Below are 21,605 nucleotides of genomic sequence, written 5' to 3'. Positions count from 1 at the left end.
GCAAGAATCAATTCAACAAGGGATCAAGCGGTTTTCTGTGCGGAATCAGGCAACCCCGCCGGGGTGGCTGAAGATACGGGCAACCCCGCTGAGTTGGCTGTAGCGAAGGTAACCCCGCCAGTTTAGATCAATGAATCAGCAATTCACTTTTGACCAACACGCAAAACTGCTCCGGGCAAGCACCAATTACCATATTGGTCTGAAAAAGGTATTCTTTAAAGCTGTCACAGAGGTACCCCTATGAATGCGCCCACCGAAGATTTTGTACTGAACGCCGCCCAGCGCGCAGAGGTCATCACAGGACTGAACCAGATCCTGCCCACCCATGCTGTGCTGCACGAGGTCGAAGACACCAAACCCTATGAATGCGATGGTTTAAGCCTGTTTCGCCAGCTGCCCATGGTAGTGGCCTTGCCTGAAACCGAAGAACAAGTGATTCAGATCCTGAAACTGGCCAACCGCCTGAACGTGCCTGTGGTGGCCCGCGGCGCGGGCACGGGTTTGTCTGGCGGCGCACAGCCCCACAAGCACGGTATTTTGCTGGGTATGGCCAAATTCAACAAAATTTTGAAAGTGGATGTGCAGTCTCGCAGTGCAGTGGTGCAACCCGGCGTTCGTAATTTGGCGATTTCCGAGGCCGTAGCCCAGCACCAGCTTTATTACGCACCCGACCCGTCCAGCCAAATTGCCTGCACCATTGGCGGCAATGTGGCAGAAAACAGCGGTGGCGTACATTGCCTGAAGTATGGCCTTACCGTTCACAATGTACTGAAAGTGCGCGCCATTACCATCGAAGGCGAAATCGTCGAATTTGGTTCTGAAGCACCCGACGCCCCCGGCCTTGAATTGATGAACCTGGTAATTGGTTCAGAAGGCATGCTGGCCGTGGTCACGGAAGTGACCGTGAAACTGGTGCCCAAGCCCGCACTTGCGCAAGTGATTATGGCCAGCTTCGACGACGTGGCCAACGCGGGCAATGCCGTTGCGGCAGTCATTGCCGCCGGTATAATCCCGGCAGGTCTTGAAATGATGGACAAGCGCGCCAGCCAGATGGTGGAGCCCTTCGTAAAAGCCGGTTACGACACCGAGGCTGAGGCCATTTTGCTACTTGAAAGCGATGGCACCCCGGAAGAAGTGGCCGAAGAAATCGCCGAAATGACTCGCGTGCTGAACGGCTGCGGAGCAACAGCCATCAAGGTCTCGCAAAGTGAAGCCGAACGCCTGAAATTCTGGGCGGGCCGCAAGAATGCCTTCCCTGCCGCTGGCCGTGTGTCGCCTGACTATTACTGCATGGACGGCACCATTCCCCGTCGCCGTCTGGCTGATGTGTTAAACGCCATCACCGAGATGGAAAAGAAATACGACATGCGCTGCGCCAACGTATTTCATGCAGGCGATGGCAATTTGCACCCACTGATCTTGTTCGATGCCAACAAGCCCGAGGAAATTAAACGCGCTGAAGATTTCGGTGCCGAAATTCTGGAACTGTGCGTGGAAGTGGGCGGCACGGTAACCGGTGAGCACGGCGTGGGCATCGAGAAAATCAACCAGATGTGTGTGCAGTTTTCACGCGCGGAACTGGATGCATTCTTCGCGGTGAAAAAAGCCTTCGACGAGCCCGGTTTGCTCAACCCTGGCAAGGCCATTCCAACACTGCACCGCTGCGCTGAATACGGCCGCATGCACGTGCACGGCGGGCAAGTGCCTTTCGCAGACCTGCCCCGCTTTTAAAAGAACGAGACCATGAGCGACTTTATCGACGACCTGTGCAAACGGGTAGAACTGGCTGCACGCAACAACACGCAACTTCGCCCAGTGGGCGGCGGCACCAAGAATTTTTATGGCGGCCCCCTGCAAGGCGAAGAGGTGGACATGCGCCAATGGGCGGGCATTGTAGAATACGAGCCCACGGAATTGGTGATCACGGTTAAGCCGGGTACGCCGCTGGCTGAAGTAGAAGCCGCGCTGGCTGCACAAAAGCAGGAATTGGCATTTGAGCCCCCGCGCATTGGCGAAGGCGGCACCAATCGAGGAACAATCGGCGGTGCCATTGCCAGCGGTCTTGCCGGCCCTGCCCGCTTAAGCCGTGGCGGCGTGAAAGATTATGTGTTGGGCTGCACGCTGCTGGATGGCAAGGGCCAGTTGCTGCACTTCGGTGGCGTGGTGATGAAAAACGTGGCCGGCTATGACGTGGCCCGGGTTATTCCTGGCAGCATGGGCACGCTGGGCATTGCCACAGAATTGTCGATCAAGGTGATGCCGGTTGCCCCGGCAGAGGCCACCCTGCAGTTCGAGATGGACGTGAACAAAGCCATTGCCCAAAGCAATGAATGGTTGTCCAAACCTTTGCCCATTTCAGCCACTTTTTTTGAAAACGGCAAACTGACTGTTCGCCTGCGAGGCGCCAGTGCCGCAGTGCAGGCCGCAATTAAAAACATGGGCGGGCAGGAAATAGCGCCGGCGCCGGCACAGGCCTTCTGGACCAGCGTACGCGACCAGAACCATGAATTTTTCAACCGCGAAGGTGACTTGTGGCGCCTGGCCGTGCCACCGACCACGGTGGATTTGGCCATGCACGGCCAAAGCGTGCATGAATGGGGCAGTGGTTTGCGCTGGTTCCGCGCTGATGAGTCGTCAACGGTTAATGCCGAGCAAATTCGCGCGATTGCCAAGCGTGTGGGTGGCCATGCCACCCTGTACCGCACCGGCAACGAAGCAGCTCGCGTGCATGCATTCCAGCAACCCGATGCCGTCATGCTGAAACTGCAACGTCGCCTGAAAGAACAATTCGACCCGGCTGGTGTGTTCAGCATCAACCGCCTGTCACCCATTTTGTAAGTAGAAAGCATGGACACCCAACTCGCCGACTGGATCAAAGACACCCCCGATGGCAAAGCCGCCGACGCCATTTTGCGCAAATGCGTGCACTGTGGTTTTTGTACTGCCACCTGCCCTACTTACCAAATTCTGGGCGACGAACTGGACAGCCCACGCGGTCGTATTTACCTGATCAAACAAGTGCTGGAAGGCAAGCAAGTTACACGCAAAACCCAGCAACACCTGGACCGTTGCCTGACGTGCCGCAACTGCGAGACCACCTGCCCTTCCGGTGTGAAATATGGCCAACTGATCGACATTGGTCGCAAAATTGTGGATGAGCGGGTTGAACGCCCGGTGGCCGAGAAGCTGACTCGCGAAAGTCTGAAAATGTTGATGACCAATCGCCCAATGTTTACCGCGGGGATGGCCATGGGAAAGGCAGTGCGTAGCATGCTGCCGGAGAGCATCAAGAAAAAAGTGCCCGCCAAGCGCGCCACCCTACCCTTTGCCAACACAGCCCACACCCGCAAGGTGATCTTGCTGAAGGGCTGCGTACAGCCTGCCATGATGCCGTCCATTGATTCCGCAACATCGGTCATTCTCGATGCGCTGGGTATTCAAAGCATGGTGGTACAGGAATCGGGTTGTTGCGGCGCCGTGAAGTTTCACCTGAACGACCACGCCGGTGGCTTGGCACAAATGAAAACCAATATTGATGCCTGGTATTCGCTACTGCAAAGCGGCGAAGCTGAAGCCTTGGTGATGAATGCATCAGGCTGCGGGGTTACCGTGCGGGAATACGCGCATCACTTTGAGAACGACTCTGAATACGCCGCCAAAGCCAAACTGGTCAGCGACAAAACACTGGACATCGGCGAATTCATTACCCGGCAAAATGCGGACGGCTTGGCCCGCTTGGGCACCAAGGTCAAAGCGGCCATTGCACAGCAGCGCATACCCGGTACCATTGCATTTCACCCGCCTTGCACACTGCAACACGGGCAACAAATCAAGGGCATCATTGAAAACGTGTTGACCACCCTGGGCTTTCAGTTAACCCCGGTTGCCGACTCACATTTGTGCTGCGGCTCGGCTGGAACCTACTCCGTATTGCAACCCGAACTGTCGAAAGAACTGAAGAAGCGTAAACTGGCCAATTTGATGGCGGGCAAGCCACAGGCGATTGCATCGGCCAACATTGGTTGTCTGGGTCATCTGGAAAGCGATGCGACCGTAGATGTTCGCCATTGGGTGGAGTGGGTTGCACAGGCTGTTTAATGAAAAACCCGGCAACAGGGAACTGAAAGGGCTAGCTATTCACTAAGTGGTCCTTTCAATTTTAAAGCATCTGAAGCCATGACCATCACAGACACCAACAGCAACCCCGGTACACGCCCGGTCAGTTCATTGACAAGGGCACTCAGCCAAATCAGCCTGGAAGAACAGGGAAGACCCACCAAGAAAGCGGCTCTGGCGATTGCCCGCGAAACACTAAAAAACGAACAAAGCCAACAAATTGTTTTTCACTGCAATGCAATTGATCGAGACGTCCCATCGATTCAAGTCAACACTCGCAAAGCATTGTCCACGTACTTGGTGAACAATCAAATTCAAAACCCAGGTTTGTTATCGGAAAGACAAAGAGGCTTGTGCGCGTGGACACTGCTGGAACATGTGGCACGAGGAGATCAGGGCTTTCAAAAAGTCAATACAGCCTTGGTCAGCAGTTATATTCAACCTGCCCAGAAAGCCAGGTTCGAGGCCCTCGCAAAATCAATGAACCTCGATCCAGGAAAATTCATTGCCTGAACACAAGCAGCTTGCTTACTTTCTGCAAATCACCTGTCTGCGGCTGTAATATCCGGGGTGTGAAGGCACCACCGGCATCATCATGTCTGCACCATCAATGCTGCGGAGCACGTCTTCGGTGCAGGCAGTAACGCCCAAGCTGGCCAGCCATTTGGTGGCGGCCTCATCAGCGTCCAGTTCAAACTGGCGGTTCATCGCGTGCAATTTTTCCATGGTTGCAGGGTTGCGTTCAATGGCATCAAAAGCCATATCAGGCGTGGGCTGACCAGCCAACTCCATGGCTTTGAAACCCAATTTTTTTTGATGCGCCAAGTGCACGTGTGCATACTCATGAGCGATTACAAACAACACACCATCGGGCGTCAGACGACTCAAAAAATCAGGATCCATGGTGAGCAGCGCGCCCTCGATACGATCTGACACGTAAGCCCTGCTCCAGGTTTTTGTCAGCTCAACTTCAAGCTTCATTTCGGGCACGGCTTTGCCCAACTGAACAATTGCATGGTCAATGTCAGTGCGGCTTGCTGCCTGCGCACTCAAAGAAGAAAACGAAATGCCCAAACAAACGATCCATAAAGATCTCAGGGCGTTGATCCGTGCACTCCACATACTCCACTCCAACTTCGAGCAACATGACTGCTTTCAGCGTAATCAAAGCATCGGTGCAATGCAATTGGCTAGAAACCAAATGGCTTCAGGCCAATTGCAAACTGCGTCGAGTCCAACGACCGCGAACTGGTCAATGCATGGGTTTCAACCACCAGCGATTCAAACATGGGGCGTTGCTCTTCAGTCAATTCAGCACCATCAAACTGAATAAACGGGTCAGTCCCATCCTTGATTGTCGCCAACAAAGCCATTTCAAGTACAGAGCCCGGCAAATTCACGTGATCCGAAGTCGATAGCCAGGCGGCTGCCTTGCTGCGTTTATCCACGCCACTCTCTAGCCAAATACACGCACGTCGAAGCGCCTTGCACAAACCACTCAAGGCAAGCGGATTTTCTGTGGCCCAGGAAAGGGTGCACCCCAATACTTTTTCAGGGGCCTTGGGCCACAAGCTATTCGAAGTAGCCACGATAGTACCCAAGCCTTCGTTGACTGCCAAAGAATTGTAGGGTTCGCCAACACAAAAAGCGTCAATCAACCCGGCCTGCAGCGAGGCGACCATTCGAACCGGGGGAACCACTTCAAAACGTACATCCTGATCTGGATCAACATCATTCAAACGCAACCAACGGCGAAGCTGCAACGTGTGCATGGAAAACGGAAATACGGTACCAAACACCATGGCACGTTCTCCCCACGATTTTGAAGCCCGTAGTTTTGACCCCAGTGTTTCACCTTCAATCAAGCCAGATATCAAATCAGCCAAGGACTTGCTGACAGTGATTGCGTTGCCACTGCGATTTAACACCAATGGCGCCAACACATCTTTTTTGGGAGAGCCACCCAACCCCAGCTGTAGCGCAATGGCCATGGGCGAAAGCATATGTGCTGCGTCAATTTCACCATACGCGAGCTTGTCCCGCAGCGTAGCCCAAGACGCCTGCTTGACCAGTTCCACAGTCAAACTCTCCGCCTCGAAGAAACCCATTTTTTGGGCCACCACGAATGGCGCGGAATCAGTCAGGGCAATTACGCCAATGCGAATTTCCTGTTGCATCACAAGCCACCTCCACCCAACATTTCAAACACCTCAATCACGTTGCGTGCGGTGTCAACAAGGCGTTGATTGCGTTCCATGGCCAGCTTGCGCATGGCGTGGTAGGCCTCATCTTCATTAAAATTGCGGTGCTTCATCAACAGGCCTTTGGCTTTGTCGATCAGCTTGCGGTCAGCAAGTTGATCCCGGGTTTTCTGCAACTCGTTTTTCAGCGCCTGAAATTCACGAAAACGGGCCACTGCCACCTGCACAATAGGCCGAACGCGATCAGGGTTCATGCCATCGGCCACATAGGCACTCACACCAGCCTTGATGGCACTGGCAATGGTGTCTTCGTTGTCTTCATCCGAAAACATGATGACCGGCTTTGGATTGCTGCGAGACAACACCGCCATATTTTCCAGGCAATCGCGATCGGGCGAGTCGATGTCCACAATCACAATGTCGGGTTGGGACACCGCCACATGCTCAACCAAACGATCAGCGGAACTGAGACGGGATACCAACACATAACCAGCATCTAGCAAGGCGCGTTCCAGTATGGCAGCCCGACCTGGTTCTTCGTCAACCAGGAGTACTTTCAGTGGCGGTGTGGCGGCTTTGCCGGTTTTGCTATTGACCATGAACAGGTTTACTCATTCATCAAGGGGCAAGACGGGACATTGCCCATGAATCACCTTGCAAGGTGTAGGCCAGGCGATCGTGAAGTCGCGATGGCCGGCCCTGCCAAAATTCAAAAAAATCGGGCACCAAACGGTAACCACCCCAAAATGGTGGGCGGGTTTGCGGATCACCCTGCTGCGCTTCCTGAGCCTGACGCACTCTGGCTTCAAGCACTTCGCGGGAATCGATCACCTGGCTTTGAGGCGAAGCCCAAGCACCCAAGCGGCTACCAGCCGGTCGCGACAGGTAGTATGCATCCGACTCTTCAGGACTGCACTTTTCTACCCGACCCTCGATCCGGACCTGCCGCTCCAATTCTGTCCAATGAAACAGAAGAGCTGCATGCGGATTCTGTGCCAGCTCCTGACCTTTGCGACTTTCATAATTGGTGAAAAAAGTAATACCCCGAGCATCCAGACCTTTGATCAACACAATACGTGCCGAGGGCCGCCCATTGGCGTTCACCGTGGCCAGCGTCATGGCATTGGGTTCAGGCAAATCGGCATTCAATGCCTGCTCAAACCAAAGCTTGAAGAAGTCGAATGGATTGGCCAGGGCGTCGGCTTCATCGAGCGTGGCTTGGGTGTAGTCTTTTCGAAGATCTGCGATCGACATAAAACAAAACTCCTTGATGCTGCTAAAGGTATGATGACCTTTATTTTCACATGCTGCCAGCACCACAATGAAGAGCAATGCCGATCTCATCGACGAATTCTGCACCACTTTGTGGCTTGAAGAAGGATTGGCCAAAGCCACGCTGCAGGCTTACCGCGGCGACTTGCAACAACTGGGGAACTGGCTGGACGAGCACTTTGCTGAGAACCTGCTTCAAGCCAGCAATGAACATATTCGCAACCACGTACACGATTTACTGGAATTAAAACCCAGTAGCTTGAACCGCAAATTAAGCAGCTACAAACGCTTTTACCTCTGGCTGAACACCACCAGGCAACGCGAGGACAACCCTTGCTCGCAACTGCAAAGTGCAAAACGCGGCTTACGCATCCCCAAAACCCTGAGCGAGAAACAAGTGCTGGACCTGCTGTCTGCACCCGACCTGAGTAACGCAGCAGGGCAGCGTGACAAAGCCATGCTTGAATTCATGTATGCCAGCGGCCTGAGGGTTAGTGAATTGGTGAATATGCCCCTGCGCGCCGTTGACCTGAATGTGGGGGCTGTCAAGGTACTGGGCAAGGGCAAAAAAGAACGCTTGGTACCCATGGGTGAACCTGCAAGGTTGGCAATTCAGCTGTATTTGCAGCAGGCCCGTGGCGAGTTACTGAAGGGGAAAACCAGCGATTTTTTGTTTGTCACCCATTTTGGAACCCCGATGACCCGGCAAGGTTTCTGGAAAAACACAAAGCGCCTGGCTTTGATTGCCGGAATCAACACCACCGTGAGCCCGCATGTGTTGCGACACGCATTTGCCACGCATTTGATTAACCACGGCGCTGACCTGCGCGTGGTGCAGTTACTGCTCGGCCACGCTGACATTGGCACAACCCAGATTTACACCCACGTGGCCAAAGAACACCTGCACACCTTGCTCAATCAAAGCCACCCACGATCAAAAAGTCGCTAAAATCGACGCCAAAGCCCAACAACAAGGAGACACTTTTGCTTAATTTTGCCGCTGGCCTGCTAATCGCCTATTTGATTGGTTCAATTTCATTCGCAGTGGTTGTTTCCAAATTCGTGGGTTTGGCCGACCCACGCACTTACGGTTCAAAAAACCCGGGCGCCACCAATGTGCTGCGCAGTGGCAATAAAAAAGCCGCCGTGCTGACTTTGCTGGGTGACGCCTTGAAAGGCACGCTTGCAGTTGCGTTGGCCTTTCATTTTCAAGACCAGTTGGGTTACACCCGCACGGACATTGCCTGGATTGGACTGGCTGCATTTATTGGTCACCTGTACCCAATATTCTTCAAATTTGAAGGCGGCAAAGGCGTGGCCACCGCACTTGGCGTGCTGCTTGGCCTGAATTGGGTTTTGGGCTTGGCCACCGCCATTACTTGGGTTGTGATTGCTTACTTTTTCCGTTATTCCTCATTGGCAGCACTGATCGCCGCGCTCTTCGCTGTGTTCTACAACGTGCTGCTGTTTGGAATCAACGGGCAAGCGGCTGCAATTGCAATCATGTCTGCCCTGCTTATTTACCGTCACAAACAAAATATTGCGAATCTGATTGCCGGAAAGGAAAGCAAAATTGGCGATAAAAAAACCTCATGATTCCAGTTGCTCGAGCACAGTCGTCAGTGAATTAATTGTGCCTGGAGTAAAAGCGATAGTGCCCGGAGTGCACCGACGCCCCTGAATGTTTGAGGAGTACTGTGTCCTGATTGGCTTGTTTGGAATCCAGGTCTTTAACACGGTCCTTGTCGCTAATAAAATCAACCTTCGAATCAAGTGACTCAAAAAATGCTGTAATGATTTGACGGTCACCTTGAACCTCAGCCATGCCCGAGAGTTCTCTCAGGTTTTGTGCCAATGCGTTGGCTTCGGTTGTGCCTTCATTTTTGCTTGAACGAGAAGTACCGACAATATCCAGGACATTACCTGTTAGCCGAGGAATGGCCAGCTGCAAGGTCATTTTCTGCAAGTTGTTTTCAACTTGCGCATCGCCAATTCGATACCCAAGGTCTTTTGCTGCCACAAGTGCTTGATAAATATTCTTCACCTCATCCACATTGGCAGGCCAATACGGCTCATAACCATCAATCAACATGCCCGCTTTGTTTGCGTCTGGCTGAATTTTAGTGACCCAATCCGCTTTCACCTTTTCCAGCGCATCGAACACGCGCTGTGATACATCCTGGATATCTGAATAAGAAATTGCACTGGCGTTCGCTGCCCGCAACCAGCAGCGATTCCCCTGGCCAGACACCTCTTGAATTTTGCGACCACGCGCTGACAGCAGCTTGTCGATAATGGCGATTTCAGACATAGGCTTGATTGGGCTGCTTGTTTTAGCTGAACCTGCAGAACGATTGACCTTGATTGGCTGATCATTGGCAGCCCCGACCAAAAGTTTAGAAGGCGACTGATCGAGTGAGGAGGACCACTCAATCACCTTCGGCAGGGGCTTTCCGTGGCCACAAGACTTCCAAAGCTTTTGCACAAAACTTTCCACCTCAACCAGGGTCCTCTTGAGTTGTGGGCTGAGTTGTCCCTGCAATTTGACAGTCAGGCTTTTGCCTTCCAGATAATTGATGAGCACCTGTACATTACTTGCATCTGCTGAATTCAATAGCGGCTTTAACTGCCTTTTCAATTCAAAGACTATTGCGATGTTCTCTTTTTTTCCAAACTGCTGGCGCAAACGCTCCTTCTGATTAATGGTGGAGAAGTAACTCTGAATCGATGCGAAACTCTCGCGAATTGCCTTGCCCCCAGCCAGGTTCACAAAATTACCCACGTTCACCGAAATGCGTCGCAAGACACCTCCGCGACGATTCTCAGCTATCTCCTTGGAAATTTCTCTTGCTGCGGTCACTGACTGTTCTGCGCCGAGGGTATCTCTTTCTGCAACCCACAAGGCAGCCTTTTTATGAAAATTACTCAACTCCTGCTTGAAAGATTCCAGATCTTTGGGACCAACCTGCCCATTGTTCTGCTGCCCTGCTAGCTCAACTTTGTTTTCGAACGCCTTCAGCGCTTTCATGAAACGCTCGACCTCTGCGTGATTTGTGGTCAACACGTCGTTGGGCATGGCCGCGAGGATCAGTGAGGCGGCCTCCACGGCATGTTGGTCGGTAATTACGGCGTGTGTGATATCAATAGGTTTTCCCGCTTTAAAAATCTCCGCTTGCAAAGTTCCCGACAAACTTTCAAGTACCTTCAACCGGGCTCCCACATGCTCCTGAGATTTACGCGAATAGCTGGACTCCACTTTGTAAGCCAACGATGGCGCGCTCAGTGCCAAGGTTTTTGAATTGAAACCGGCTGCACTCACATTTGCAGCTGCCAGTTTATGAATGAATATTCTGCCGTTCTTATCCAACCCTTGCGGTGAATCACAATCTGCTGTGCCCAAAAACATCAACACTTTTTCTGAGCGTTCACCGCCCGGGTTTTTCAGTGAACCACCTAACTCGGCGAGAAAGGGCAGCTTCTCCCCGCGTGTTGTTGAATGCGTGGACTTTCCCTGACTGTCAAAAGTATTGAACCAGGAACCAAACTCGGACAGACCAATTTTTAAAGCCGCTGATCGCGACGATGCTCCAGCTCGCCCGTATTCCAATGCCTTATTCAAGCTAAAACCGTCTTTGACAGAAGGCGACTCAACGCCATTGGCCAGCAAAGGCAAGCTACATGGCAGCGCGTTGGCTTGGAAGCCAGGCGCCGCAACAAACCTATCGGACAAACCGTTGATCACTCTGAGATCCATTTCTGCCAAGCCTACCGTGCGTGAAAGCGTTGCGATTTTTTTCTTCTGGTCCTCAATACCTTTAATATTTTTTTCGCATGTATCCAGGTCATTCAGCAACCCAGATACCTTTGCACCATCTTGCTCTTGACCTGTTTGCTCTAACTGTTCCTGAAGTTCAGACTTTTTCTTTCGCTCCCGAGTCCCCCACTCGTCAAGCTTTTTCCCCAACTCACTCAGTTCGACCTGACTCAACTCAAGGATGTTTTTGTTGGGTCCCACAACATCTCGGATAGACGATTCCAATTTGGACTGAATCATCTTGTACCCTTGAACAGCCTTCTCATGCATAACTTGCTGGGACTTGGCGGCTCGATACCATTTCTGAACAACCTTTGCTTCTGCATGATTGGAAACACCGGCTGAGCCACCCGATGCAGATAACGCCCCGCCAGCCGAGTGAAAAGCCTCAATGACCGATCTCTGAACACCCACTACCTGGCCTTGCTTCCTGTTGCTCAAATCCGCTTTTCGGACAAGATCTACAATCGACTTCTTTTCATTTGACGTGATCGCAACCAGCGTCTTGACCCTGCCATCGACCTCATTCAGCACTTGTTCAAGCGAACCTGTATCTGTCAGTTCGGCAATTCTCTTGGTAACCTTGTCCATTTCGAGCTGCTTGTGATACTGCGCGAGTTTCGCCGGCACACCTTCCTTGACCGCAACTTGCTGCAAAGCATTCAATGCGGCAGCTTGATCCTGTGCAACACTGAAAAAGCTACCAATCCACCGCAACCATGAACTTGATGGCTTGGTACCTGTTTCTGGTTTCGCCAACTGGGCAGAGGTGGTGGGTGTGGCGGCTAACGATGAAGACTCGACTGCGGAAATGGATGGAGTGGCAGTTGTTGCATCCGACGGGAAAGAGAACGAAGATGAACTCGCGGGTGCGGGATCGGCTTTCTTGAGTATTTCAACAATCATGGACTTGAGTTCTTCTGCTTTTTGACCGCCACCCTCCTCTACTTTCTTAACCAGGCCATCAATCAGGGAATTGAGTGCCTCACTGATTTCTTCGGTGCCATTCATCCTGTAACACGCTTTCATCATGTCAATGACATGGGGTTGTTCAAGGGGTGTTTTGCCAAAGTTTGCATTGCGCTGTGTAGCAGCCAAACCGGGGGTAAGCACCGCTTGGACACCTGAACCTGACTTGCCAGTTGCAGCGCTGGACGATACTGTGCGCTGACTGATAGCACTGGGTACTGCGGTGGTCGTTGGGGTGGTCATGGCTAGGTACTCCGGATAGTCAGTTCTGATTAATTGGATGAATGGGTGCTGAGACTTTGAAGTTTTCTGAGATCCTCGGCATCGGTCACGATGTTGAGTTTCAGAACCGCCAGCCTGGTCTTGATAAAAGCCTGGGGATCAGGGAACTCCTCGCTTGGTAGAATTTTCAGTTTGCTCAAGGTTTGCTCGAGCAATTTGAAATTACCCAGCAAATCGGCCTGCAAATCCATAGCCAGGTTTTGACCACAGACAGACCGTGCAAGCTCATCTGCCGTGTTCAGCGCCTCATTCCAGTGGGCGGAGGGATTCTCAGCTAGACTTTCACTGAGTTTTTTCCAGATAGCCAGTGCGGTCTTTGACACACCGCCCTCACCCATGGCCCCATGACCCAAGGAAGAACTCGCGGCGATTTCCGCAGCTACACTTTGAGGAGGTAAGGAGGATGAATTACCTACTTCGGAAAGACTGGCCGGCATGTATTCCCCTTGCTTGAAAACAGCAAAACGACGGGGAACGCATCCCCTTTCGCTTAAGGAACAAATGTGGCCAGAAAGTTCCTCTGGCTATTGATTACTGTCAGGTTCTACTGGTGTAAAACTGCGCCAGCGCGGTTGCGGTGTGCCCCGCTTTCTTGCCTTTTGCTTTTGCAAGGTCTTGCGGACTGCCCTGCGCCACCAATTGTCCACCGCCAATACCAGCCTCGGGGCCCATGTCGATTACCCAATCGGCTTGCGCAATCAAGTCCAGGTCGTGTTCAATTACGACCACCGTATGCCCTGCATTCACCAATCTGTGCAGCACGGCAATCAGCTTCTCAACATCGTTCATGTGCAAACCCACGGTGGGCTCGTCCAGCACATACAAGGTGGGTGGGCTCATTTGTACGCCCGCTTTGTTTTCACGCACCTTCACCAGTTCGGTCACCAGCTTGATTCGCTGTGCTTCACCACCGCTTAGCGTGGGGCTGGGTTGGCCAATGGTCAGGTAACCCAAACCAACATCATTGAGCAACTGCAAAGCCTGTGCAATAGCCGGGTGGGCTTCAAAGAACGGGGCCGCTTCCGAACAGCTCATGTTCAGAATTTCAGCTGCGGTTTTGTCCCGCCAGGTAACCTGCAAGGTTTCCGGGTTAAAGCGTTTGCCACGGCAAGCTTCGCACACCACTTTCACATCGGGCAGGAAGTTCATTTCAATGGTTTGCATGCCCTGCCCATCGCAAACCGGGCAACGGCCAGGGCCAGCATTGAAACTGAACCGATTGGCCGCGAAGCCACGCATGCGGGCTTCAATGGTGTCGGCCAACACATTGCGAATTCGGTTCCAGAAGCCAATGTAGGTGGCCGGGCAGCTGCGCGGCGTTTTGCCAATCGGGGTTTGGTCCACTTCCAGCACCCGTGCCACTTGCTCAGCACCTTCAATGGCATCGCAAGCAAACCAGTTGTGTGTGGGCTTGCCCTTCTTGTTTTGATTCAACACATACTGGCGCATATTGGCCAACAAAATGTCGCGTGCCAGTGTTGACTTTCCACTGCCGGAAACACCGGTGATGGCCACCAAGCGGCCCAGTGGAATATCCACATTCAAACCAGTGATGTTGTGCAGTTTTGCACCCTTGATTTTCAATCGTGCAGTGTCTTTTTCAACAGGGCGATTGGGCTTTGACAAGTGCGGAATCGGGTTTTTAAGGTAGCGGCCTGTCAGCGAATTTATGTCTGCTGTTACCTCTGCCACGGTTCCTTGGGAAATAATTTCACCGCCCAATTTGCCTGCGCCGGGACCAATATCGACCAGGCGGTCGGCACGTTGCATGGTGTCAATGTCGTGTTCAACAATCACCAAGGTGTTGCCCTTGGCGCGAAGTTCTTCAAGCGCATCCAGCAAGCGGTGATTGTCACGGGTGTGAAGGCCAATGGTGGGTTCGTCCAGCACATAGCACACGCCGCGCAGGTTGGTTCCCAGCTGCGAGGCCAGGCGAATACGTTGCGCCTCACCACCACTCAGGGTAGGCGCGCTGCGGTTCAGGTGCAGGTAATCCAGACCCACCTGTTTTAAAAATTTCAAACGCCCGGCCATTTCAATGCGAATGTCTTTGGCAATGGCAGTTTCGCGTTCGTCCAGCTCAAGCTGATCGACCCACTGCAGTGCGTCGCTCACAGTTTGGTCTGCCAATTGGGCAATGTTGCTGTTCTTGAATTTAACGGCCAGCGCGGTGGGATTCAGGCGTTGGCCATTGCAAGCACCACATACAGCGGCTTCACGTAGGTAGGTTCCTTCATCTCCCTCCGCACCATCTTCAGCGCTCTTGTCTTGCTCGGAAAGCCACTTGCCTTCTTCACCCGTGGTTTCGGCATCAAAGCCCTCCACTTCTTCGCCCACACCGAAACAACTGGCGCACCAACCGTGCTTGCTGTTGTAGCTAAACAAACGTGGATCAAGTTCAGGGAAGCTGCGTGCGCAACTGGGGCAGGCGCGTTTGGTGGAATAAAAGCGGATGGAAGGTGATTCGCTTTTCTTGCCAAGAGCTTCCACCATGACGGTGCCTTTGCCATACTCAAGCGCAAGTGCCAACACTTCGCGCAATTCTTTCTCGCCTTTGGCTTGAATGCTCAAGGTTTTAACAGGCAATTCAATGTGATGTTCCTGATAACGGGCCAGCTTGGGCCACGGGTTGGTGGGCACATATTCACCATCGACACGCAGGCGTTCATAACCGCGGTCTACAGCCCACTTGGCAATTTCGTTGTAAATGCCCTTGCGTCCCTGAACCAACGGAGCCAGCAAGGTAATTTCCTGCCCTTTGTAATGCTGCATGATTTGCGCCAGCATGCTGTCCATGCTTTGCGGCGCGATGGGCACTTCGCAAGTGGGGCAATGCTGAATGCCAAGTTTTACAAACATGAGGCGCAGAAAGTGGTACACCTCAGTCACCGTGGCCACTGTACTTTTACGGCCACCCCGGCTTGTGCGCTGCTCAATCGCAACCGTAGGTGGAATACCAAAAATGGCATCCACATCGGGCTTGGCAGCAGGCTGCACAAACTGGCGAGCGTAGGCGTTCAGGCTTTCAAGGTAACGGCGTTGACCTTCAGAAAACAGAATGTCGAAGGCGAGTGTGGATTTCCCACTGCCGGAAGGGCCTGTGATCACCGTCATTTTCTCGCGTGGAATTGTCAGGCTGACATTCTTCAGGTTGTGCTCGCGGGCATGCAGAATTTCAATGCCGTCGGTCAAACCACGCTTGGTGTGTGCAGTGTTCAGGCCATACAGCGCGGCGGCTTCAGCCACCAAGTAATCATTGCTTCCCTTGTTTAAATCGGCAGCATCCAGCAAATTGGTTTGCGCAAGGTACTGCTTGATCGCAACACCTGTGTGGCTGGCTTTGTTTTTCGCCAGCTGTTCCGGCGTGCCTTGGGCCACCAGTTCACCGCCGTACTCTCCCGCCTCGGGGCCCAGGTCGACCAGCCAGTCGGCGGCACATATCACATCCAGGTTGTGCTCAACAATCAACACGCTGTGCCCTGCCTGCTGCAACAAGCGCAGCGAACGCATCAGCTTGGCCACATCATCAAAATGCAAACCGGTCGTGGGTTCATCAAACACAAACAAATCGCCACGCTTGGCCACTTTTTGACCACTTGCGGTGGGCTTCAAGTTGGCCAGAAAACCGGCCAGTTTCAATCGTTGCGCTTCACCACCACTCAGCGTGGGTACCGGTTGCCCCAAACGTAAATAGTTCAAGCCGACCTGTGCCAGTGGTTGCAGTGTTTTTAACAGGGCCGTGTCTTTGTCGAACAAATCAAGTGCCTGGTCTACAGTCAGTTCAAGCACCTGAGCCATGTTCAACACCTGGCCTTTTCGTTCAAGCGTGACTTCCAGTGCTTCGGGGCGATAGCGTGTGCCATTGCATTCGCCGCAGCGCAAATACACGTCGCTCAAGAATTGCATTTCCACATGCTCAAAGCCATTGCCGCCGCACATGGGGCAGCGGCCATCGCCACTGTTGAAACTGAAAAAGCCGGGTTTGTAATCACGCTCAACTGCAATTTTTGTTTTGGAGAATAGCTTGCGCAATTCATCAAAGGCGCCCACATAGCTGGCAGGGTTGCTTCGGGTGGTTTTACCGATCGGGCTTTGGTCCACAAAGGCCAGTTGCGAAATATGTTCAACACCTTCAAGGGAATCGAACTCGCCGGGTGCTTCCGTGGGTTCGCCTTTTATCTTTTTAATGGCAGGCACCAGCACGTCTTGCACCAAGGTGCTTTTGCCTGAACCTGAAACACCGGTGAGCACTACCAGCCGGTTCAGCGGCAATTTGAAATCAATGTTCTTTAAATTGTTGGCACGCACACCCGTCAAGGCAATGTGTTCTTTCGAATCACCCAAAGGTTGGCTGGCTTCCACCACCTTCAACTCGCCTTTCAAATAGCGGGCAGTTAGCGAATTTGCCTTGCCAATTTTGGATGGGGCGCCATCGAACACAATATTGCCGCCGGCTTCGCCCGGGCCGGGGCCAATATCCACCAGCCTGTCAGCCTGGTTCATCAATTGCGGGTCATGCTCCACCACCACCAGCGTGTTACCGGCTTCCTTCAAACGCTGCATGGCCTGGGCCACGCGCGCAATGTCGCGCGGGTGCAAACCAACCGAGGGCTCATCCAGCACAAACAAAGTATTCACCAGCGAACTGCCCAGTGCAGTGGTTAAATTAATCCGCTGTACTTCGCCGCCACTGAGCGTTCTGCTTTGCCTGTCGAGTGTTAAATAGCCCAAACCCACTTGAATTAGAAAACCCAGGCGGGTGCGAATTTCCTGCAATACCAAATCGCTTGCTTCGTCCAGAGCACCCGGCAATTGCAGGTTCTTAAACAGTTGTGCCACCTTCAACAATGGCATTTGCATAATTTCATGAATGCTGTGTTGGCCCGATTCACTGGGCAATTTCCACAGCAGTGAATCGGGCTTTAAGCGTGCGCCATTGCAATCGCCACACGGCGTGTAACTGCGGTATTTGGACAACATGACGCGCACGTGCATTTTGTAGGTCCGGCTTTCGAGCCATTCAAAATAACGGGCGACGCCGTAGAACAAATGGCCATCCCAATTGCCGTCAAAATTCGCATCGCCTTCGATCACCCACAACTTGTGTTCTTCGGGCAAATGTTTGTAGGCAATGTCCGTGGCAATGCCTCGCTTTTTGGCGAATTTCACCAGGTCTTTCTGGCAGCTTTTAAAGCTCTCTGTAGTCCAGGGTTTTACCGCGCCCTCTTCCAGCGATTTGTTTTCATCAGGAATCACCAGGCCATAATCAATTCCAATCACCCGCCCAAAACCACGGCAGGTGTCGCATGCACCCAAGGGTGAGTTGAAACTGAAGTGGCTGGGCAGCGGGCTGGAGTAATCCAGATCGCAAGTGGCGCAGTGCAGGCCTTCGGAATAACGCCAAGGCGCCTGCTCCTCACCTCCGTCTTCGGGCAGTGCAAACACATTCACTTTGCCTTTGCCGCGATGCAGGGCGCTGGCCACAGCGTCGCTGAAACGGCTTTCCTCAACACCTGCCACACGGAAACGGTCTTGAACCACATCCAGCAGTTTTTCCACTACGCTGCGGCCTTTCTTAATCGGTGTTTCCCGGTGAATGCGGGTGTAGCCCTGCGCGCTCAGAAAATCTTCAATTTCCTGGGTGGTGAACTTGGCGGGCACGCGCACCGGGAAGGTAATCACGATGCGTGGATCGTTTTGTGCGGCGGCTTTGTCCAGTATGGATTGCTTGATGGTGGCTACTGTGTCCTCCCGCACCCACTGGCCACACTGACGGCAATGAAGGTGGGCGGCGCGGGCATAAATCAACTTCAGGTGATCGTTGATTTCAGTCATCGTACCCACTGTGCTTCGGGAGGTGCGCACGGGGTTGGCCTGGTCAATGGCAATGGCTGGCAACACGCCCTCGATGCTGTCTACATCGGGTTTGTCCATGCGGTCCAGAAACTGGCGTGCATAGGGCGAAAAGGTTTCAACGTAGCGGCGTTGCCCTTCGGCATACAGGGTATCGAACACCAATGAACTTTTACCACTGCCGGACACACCCGTGAACACTGTGATTTCACCGGTTTTGATGTCGATGTCAACGTTTTTCAGATTGTGCTGGCGGGCACCCTTGATGCGAATGATGTTGCCAAGGTATTGGGAATTTTGGTCTTTTTTTGCTTTGCTAGTCATGGGGTGCCTGCAGGGTAAAACAGTTGCTACATGACTTTGATTGTAATGGGTGAGGCGAGCTTAACCGGGCCTAAGCCGCCTGCTTGATTGAAATTATAAAACCCGGCGTTGCCTACTGGCTGAGGGGCAAGGGCTGAACACGATGACGCACGCTGGGCGACTCGATTTGATCCCGCAGATGCATGGCTGCAGCCGTCAACGTGCCTACCCGCAACTGCCCCAGCAGTGGTGTTTGAATTCCGGTGGGGATGGAGCCCTGAACAGCAAGATATGCTGAATTCAGGTCACCCAACTGTTGATAATCACGGGGCAGTGCATTGTGGCAGGCTGGTGCATCGCGCCTGGGCAAGACAGTGGCCACCAAACTCTCTGCCAAACGAATGTGGGTTTCAAATGTGGCGGCCTCTTGTTCGGCTTGAACCAGTATTTTTGTAGATTTCCCCTGATCAGCCCGCTTCAAATCGGGTTTGTAACTGTTTTTCACCACAGCATCCAGACAGCCTTTCAAGTTATCAGCCTGATCGTAAACAAGGCTGCTGCATGCCTGCAAGTTTTCAAGGTTTTGAATCACCGGATTGGCCACACTTGCTGGCGTGGCAAAACGTCGGCATTGCTTCAAATAATCTTTTGCCAGCGAGTCGACCGATTTGGTCAATGCACTGGATTCTTTCTTCAAAGTTTGAACATCAGAGATAAAACCATCCAGCACCGCGGTACTGTGCTGCAACTGGGCATGAAGGGTCGCGCTTGCGTTGTACATGGTTAAACCCCCAACCTGGAATCCAGATTTTGAACCAGTTGTTCCACCGATGGTTTCAATGGCAATTGACTTGTTTCGATACCCAGCATTTGTTGAAGTCCCACCACATCCATCTCGGCATCTTCAATTTTCGCCATATTGGATTGAAGGTAATTCTTTTGCTGCCTCATCCAGCCATTGGCCTGTTTCTCGCAAGTCCCAACGCGCGCATGCAAAGGCAACCAGCTTAAAAATCCGCTCATCAAATGGTCATGAGACTTCAATTGGCTTTCGTAAGCCTTTGCGTGAAAGTTCAGTTGCTTCGAAAAGTTGTGCAGGAAATTGGTGCTTTCCTTGAGCATCTTGATGACTTTTTTCACATCCAATTCAACGCGGCCGCCTTCCTCACAAACAATGACTTTGGCACCACTGCTCTGGGCCGTTTTAACGCTTTGCATCATCGACTTTCCAATATCGCCCACCGCGCTTGCGATTCCAGAAAGTTGTCGGGATTCAACCGCTTTGTCTCGCATGTTCCCGTAGATGGCTTGGGCATGACTGATTAATTCGAGTGAATTGAGGCCAGCACTGTTTGCATTGAGCTGACTTGCGGAAGCCCCAGGGTTTGCAGAACTTGAATACATCTTGAATAGTCCTCAAAGTCGTGAAAAGGATAAGTCTGTTAACCAACCAAAAAATAAGTTCGATTTATCAACAAAACCCAATCCGTTCTGCACAACAAAAATCCCGCTCGGGGGTTTGAACCCGGCGGGATTTTCTGAACTACAGCAACAGTTGGCGGCGATTAAAACCGGATATCAGACAACCTGAGCCAACCTGCGTTTGCGCACACCTTGTGCCAAGGTTTCCAGTACTTGCAGGCTGTCGTCCCAGCCCACGCAACCATCGGTGATGCTTTGGCCGTAAGTCAAAGGCTTGCCGGGTTCAAGGTCCTGGCGACCTTCCACCAAATGGCTTTCAACCATCACGCCCATAATACGAGCGTCACCGGCAGCCAGTTGTTCAGCAATGTTTTCGCACACGCCTACCTGGTTCTTCGGCACCTTGCTGCTGTTGCCATGGCTTGCATCAATCATGATTCGGGCGGCGAGACCCGCCTTGCCAATGTCAGCCGCAGCCGCCTCAACAGACGCTGCATCGTAGTTCGGGCCTTTCCCGCCACGCAAAATAATGTGGCAGTCTTCGTTGCCCGAGGTGCTCACAATGGCGCTACGCCCTTCCTTGGTCACACTTAAAAAGTGGTGCGGGTGTTGCGCCGCTTTGATGGCATCCACTGCGATTTTTACGTTGCCGTCGGTGCCATTCTTGAAACCGACCGGGCAGCTGAGGCCCGATGACAGCTCACGGTGAATCTGGCTTTCAGTGGTGCGCGCACCAATAGCACCCCAGCTGACCAAATCAGCAATATATTGGGGGGTGATCATGTCGAGAAATTCAGTGCCAGCGGGCAAACCAAGGCCATTGATGTTCAGTAGCACTTCACGCGCCATGCGCAGGCCTTTGTTAATCTCGAAACTGCCGTCCAGATTGGGGTCATTGATCAAACCCTTCCAACCCACGGTGGTGCGGGGCTTCTCAAAATAAACACGCATCACAATTTCCAGGTCTTCCGCGTATTTTTCGCGGTACACCTTCAGCTTGTTGGCGTACTCCATGGCAGCTTTTACGTCATGAATGGAGCAAGGCCCCATCACCACGATCAAACGGTCGTCGCCACCGTGCAGAATTTTGTGCAAAGCGGTACGGCAACCTGCGACTGTGTCAGCAATTGCGGGGGTAATGGGCACGTCTGCGATTAGCGCCGCAGGGGTGATCAGTTCTTTAATTTCTTTGATTCTCAAGTCGTCTGTTACCGTGTTCATGCCAATTCTCCTGAATGCTGGCGCGCTTTTTGTTCAAAGTGTCGGTTCAAAAAAAAACCGCCAGGAGGTTCAGGCCTGGCGGTTTTGGGATCTGTTCGAACTATGTGTTTTTACGCACAACCCTCTTCCGCCGCTTGCCCAAACCAGGCAAA

Annotated in this window: 16 protein-coding genes; 6 read left to right on the top strand and 10 right to left on the bottom strand. The window is 52.6% G+C overall.

Going from position 1 to position 21,605, the window contains the following annotated elements; genetic code table 11:
• The first annotated feature begins 240 nt into the window (after positions 1 to 240).
• From B4N58_RS02140 to B4N58_RS02125, 4 genes are all read left to right on the top strand, one after another.
• A complete protein-coding gene (locus B4N58_RS02140) occupies positions 241 to 1,731 on the top strand; it encodes an FAD-linked oxidase C-terminal domain-containing protein (RefSeq protein WP_291745373.1) in 1,491 nt (496 codons plus the stop codon).
• A gap of 12 nt (positions 1,732 to 1,743) precedes the next feature.
• Positions 1,744 to 2,838: a glycolate oxidase subunit GlcE gene (gene glcE / locus B4N58_RS02135; RefSeq protein ID WP_291745371.1), complete on the top strand. Its 1,095-nt coding sequence runs from the start codon at positions 1,744 to 1,746 to the stop codon at positions 2,836 to 2,838.
• A gap of 9 nt (positions 2,839 to 2,847) precedes the next feature.
• Entirely contained in the window at positions 2,848 to 4,098 is a 1,251-nt protein-coding gene (glcF, locus tag B4N58_RS02130; RefSeq protein ID WP_291745369.1) for a glycolate oxidase subunit GlcF, read from the top strand.
• 78 nt (positions 4,099 to 4,176) lie between these two features.
• A complete protein-coding gene (locus B4N58_RS02125; protein ID WP_291745367.1) occupies positions 4,177 to 4,629 on the top strand; it encodes a hypothetical protein in 453 nt (150 codons plus the stop codon).
• A 15-nt stretch (positions 4,630 to 4,644) separates the two neighbouring features.
• Here B4N58_RS02125 and B4N58_RS02120 read toward each other — a convergent pair whose 3' ends face one another.
• The 4 genes from B4N58_RS02120 to pdxH all read right to left on the bottom strand — a co-directional run bounded on the left by B4N58_RS02120 (position 4,645) and on the right by pdxH (position 7,571).
• A complete protein-coding gene (locus B4N58_RS02120; protein ID WP_291745365.1) occupies positions 4,645 to 5,190 on the bottom strand; it encodes a M48 family metalloprotease in 546 nt (181 codons plus the stop codon).
• A gap of 116 nt (positions 5,191 to 5,306) precedes the next feature.
• A complete protein-coding gene (locus B4N58_RS02115) occupies positions 5,307 to 6,293 on the bottom strand; it encodes a CmpA/NrtA family ABC transporter substrate-binding protein (protein ID WP_291745363.1) in 987 nt (328 codons plus the stop codon).
• Positions 6,293 to 6,916, bottom strand: a complete 624-nt coding sequence (locus B4N58_RS02110) for an ANTAR domain-containing response regulator (protein ID WP_008250569.1) — start codon at positions 6,914 to 6,916, stop codon at positions 6,293 to 6,295. Before B4N58_RS02110 ends, B4N58_RS02115 begins: the two co-directional genes overlap by 1 nt.
• A 19-nt stretch (positions 6,917 to 6,935) precedes the next feature.
• Positions 6,936 to 7,571 (bottom strand): pyridoxamine 5'-phosphate oxidase, encoded by a 636-nt coding sequence (gene pdxH, locus B4N58_RS02105; RefSeq protein ID WP_291745361.1) that lies wholly within the window; start codon positions 7,569 to 7,571, stop codon positions 6,936 to 6,938.
• Between the two features lie 67 nt (positions 7,572 to 7,638).
• Here pdxH and xerD point away from each other — a divergent pair, with 67 nt between their 5' ends.
• Positions 7,639 to 8,538: a site-specific tyrosine recombinase XerD gene (gene xerD / locus B4N58_RS02100; RefSeq protein ID WP_008250565.1), complete on the top strand. Its 900-nt coding sequence runs from the start codon at positions 7,639 to 7,641 to the stop codon at positions 8,536 to 8,538.
• A gap of 35 nt (positions 8,539 to 8,573) precedes the next feature.
• Positions 8,574 to 9,185: a glycerol-3-phosphate 1-O-acyltransferase PlsY gene (gene plsY / locus B4N58_RS02095; RefSeq protein ID WP_008250557.1), complete on the top strand. Its 612-nt coding sequence runs from the start codon at positions 8,574 to 8,576 to the stop codon at positions 9,183 to 9,185.
• 31 nt (positions 9,186 to 9,216) lie between these two features.
• On the opposite strand, the gene B4N58_RS02090 is transcribed toward plsY, so the two are convergent.
• The 6 genes from B4N58_RS02090 to aroG form a co-directional block, all read right to left on the bottom strand.
• Entirely contained in the window at positions 9,217 to 12,615 is a 3,399-nt protein-coding gene (locus B4N58_RS02090; protein ID WP_291745359.1) for a hypothetical protein, read from the bottom strand.
• Positions 12,616 to 12,644: 29 nt separating this feature from the next.
• Positions 12,645 to 13,091 carry a hypothetical protein gene (locus tag B4N58_RS02085; protein WP_291745357.1) on the bottom strand — a complete coding sequence of 149 codons (447 nt, stop codon included), beginning with the start codon at positions 13,089 to 13,091 and terminating at the stop codon, positions 12,645 to 12,647.
• Between the two features lie 100 nt (positions 13,092 to 13,191).
• On the bottom strand, positions 13,192 to 18,831 hold the full coding sequence (uvrA, locus tag B4N58_RS02080) for an excinuclease ABC subunit UvrA (RefSeq protein WP_291745355.1): 5,640 nt from the start codon (positions 18,829 to 18,831) through the stop codon (positions 13,192 to 13,194).
• A gap of 112 nt (positions 18,832 to 18,943) precedes the next feature.
• The gene (locus B4N58_RS02075; RefSeq protein ID WP_291745353.1) at positions 18,944 to 19,591 is read right to left on the bottom strand and encodes a hypothetical protein; all 648 of its coding nucleotides are present in this window, start codon (positions 19,589 to 19,591) and stop codon (positions 18,944 to 18,946) included.
• A 2-nt stretch (positions 19,592 to 19,593) separates the two neighbouring features.
• Positions 19,594 to 20,214 carry a hypothetical protein gene (locus tag B4N58_RS02070; RefSeq protein WP_291745351.1) on the bottom strand — a complete coding sequence of 207 codons (621 nt, stop codon included), beginning with the start codon at positions 20,212 to 20,214 and terminating at the stop codon, positions 19,594 to 19,596.
• A gap of 174 nt (positions 20,215 to 20,388) precedes the next feature.
• Positions 20,389 to 21,453 carry a 3-deoxy-7-phosphoheptulonate synthase AroG gene (aroG, locus tag B4N58_RS02065; RefSeq protein ID WP_105027215.1) on the bottom strand — a complete coding sequence of 355 codons (1,065 nt, stop codon included), beginning with the start codon at positions 21,451 to 21,453 and terminating at the stop codon, positions 20,389 to 20,391.
• Positions 21,454 to 21,605 lie beyond the last annotated feature (152 nt).

It is taken from the genome of Limnobacter sp. UBA3528, from assembly GCF_002377005.1.
GTDB lineage: Bacteria > Pseudomonadota > Gammaproteobacteria > Burkholderiales > Burkholderiaceae_B > Limnobacter.
This window is presented reverse-complemented; position numbering and strand designations above follow the sequence as displayed.

Coding starts and splice junctions, on each gene's coding strand:
- B4N58_RS02140 (WP_291745373.1), top strand. CDS start 241: ATGAATGCGCCCACCGAAGATTTTGTACTGAACGCCGCCCAGCGCGCA.
- glcE (WP_291745371.1), top strand. CDS start 1,744: ATGAGCGACTTTATCGACGACCTGTGCAAACGGGTAGAACTGGCTGCA.
- glcF (WP_291745369.1), top strand. CDS start 2,848: ATGGACACCCAACTCGCCGACTGGATCAAAGACACCCCCGATGGCAAA.
- B4N58_RS02125 (WP_291745367.1), top strand. CDS start 4,177: ATGACCATCACAGACACCAACAGCAACCCCGGTACACGCCCGGTCAGT.
- B4N58_RS02115 (WP_291745363.1), bottom strand. CDS start 6,293: ATGCAACAGGAAATTCGCATTGGCGTAATTGCCCTGACTGATTCCGCG.
- B4N58_RS02110 (WP_008250569.1), bottom strand. CDS start 6,916: ATGGTCAATAGCAAAACCGGCAAAGCCGCCACACCGCCACTGAAAGTA.
- pdxH (WP_291745361.1), bottom strand. CDS start 7,571: ATGTCGATCGCAGATCTTCGAAAAGACTACACCCAAGCCACGCTCGAT.
- xerD (WP_008250565.1), top strand. CDS start 7,639: ATGAAGAGCAATGCCGATCTCATCGACGAATTCTGCACCACTTTGTGG.
- B4N58_RS02090 (WP_291745359.1), bottom strand. CDS start 12,615: ATGACCACCCCAACGACCACCGCAGTACCCAGTGCTATCAGTCAGCGC.
- B4N58_RS02085 (WP_291745357.1), bottom strand. CDS start 13,091: ATGCCGGCCAGTCTTTCCGAAGTAGGTAATTCATCCTCCTTACCTCCT.
- uvrA (WP_291745355.1), bottom strand. CDS start 18,831: ATGACTAGCAAAGCAAAAAAAGACCAAAATTCCCAATACCTTGGCAAC.
- B4N58_RS02075 (WP_291745353.1), bottom strand. CDS start 19,591: ATGTACAACGCAAGCGCGACCCTTCATGCCCAGTTGCAGCACAGTACC.
- B4N58_RS02070 (WP_291745351.1), bottom strand. CDS start 20,214: ATGTATTCAAGTTCTGCAAACCCTGGGGCTTCCGCAAGTCAGCTCAAT.
- aroG (WP_105027215.1), bottom strand. CDS start 21,453: ATGAACACGGTAACAGACGACTTGAGAATCAAAGAAATTAAAGAACTG.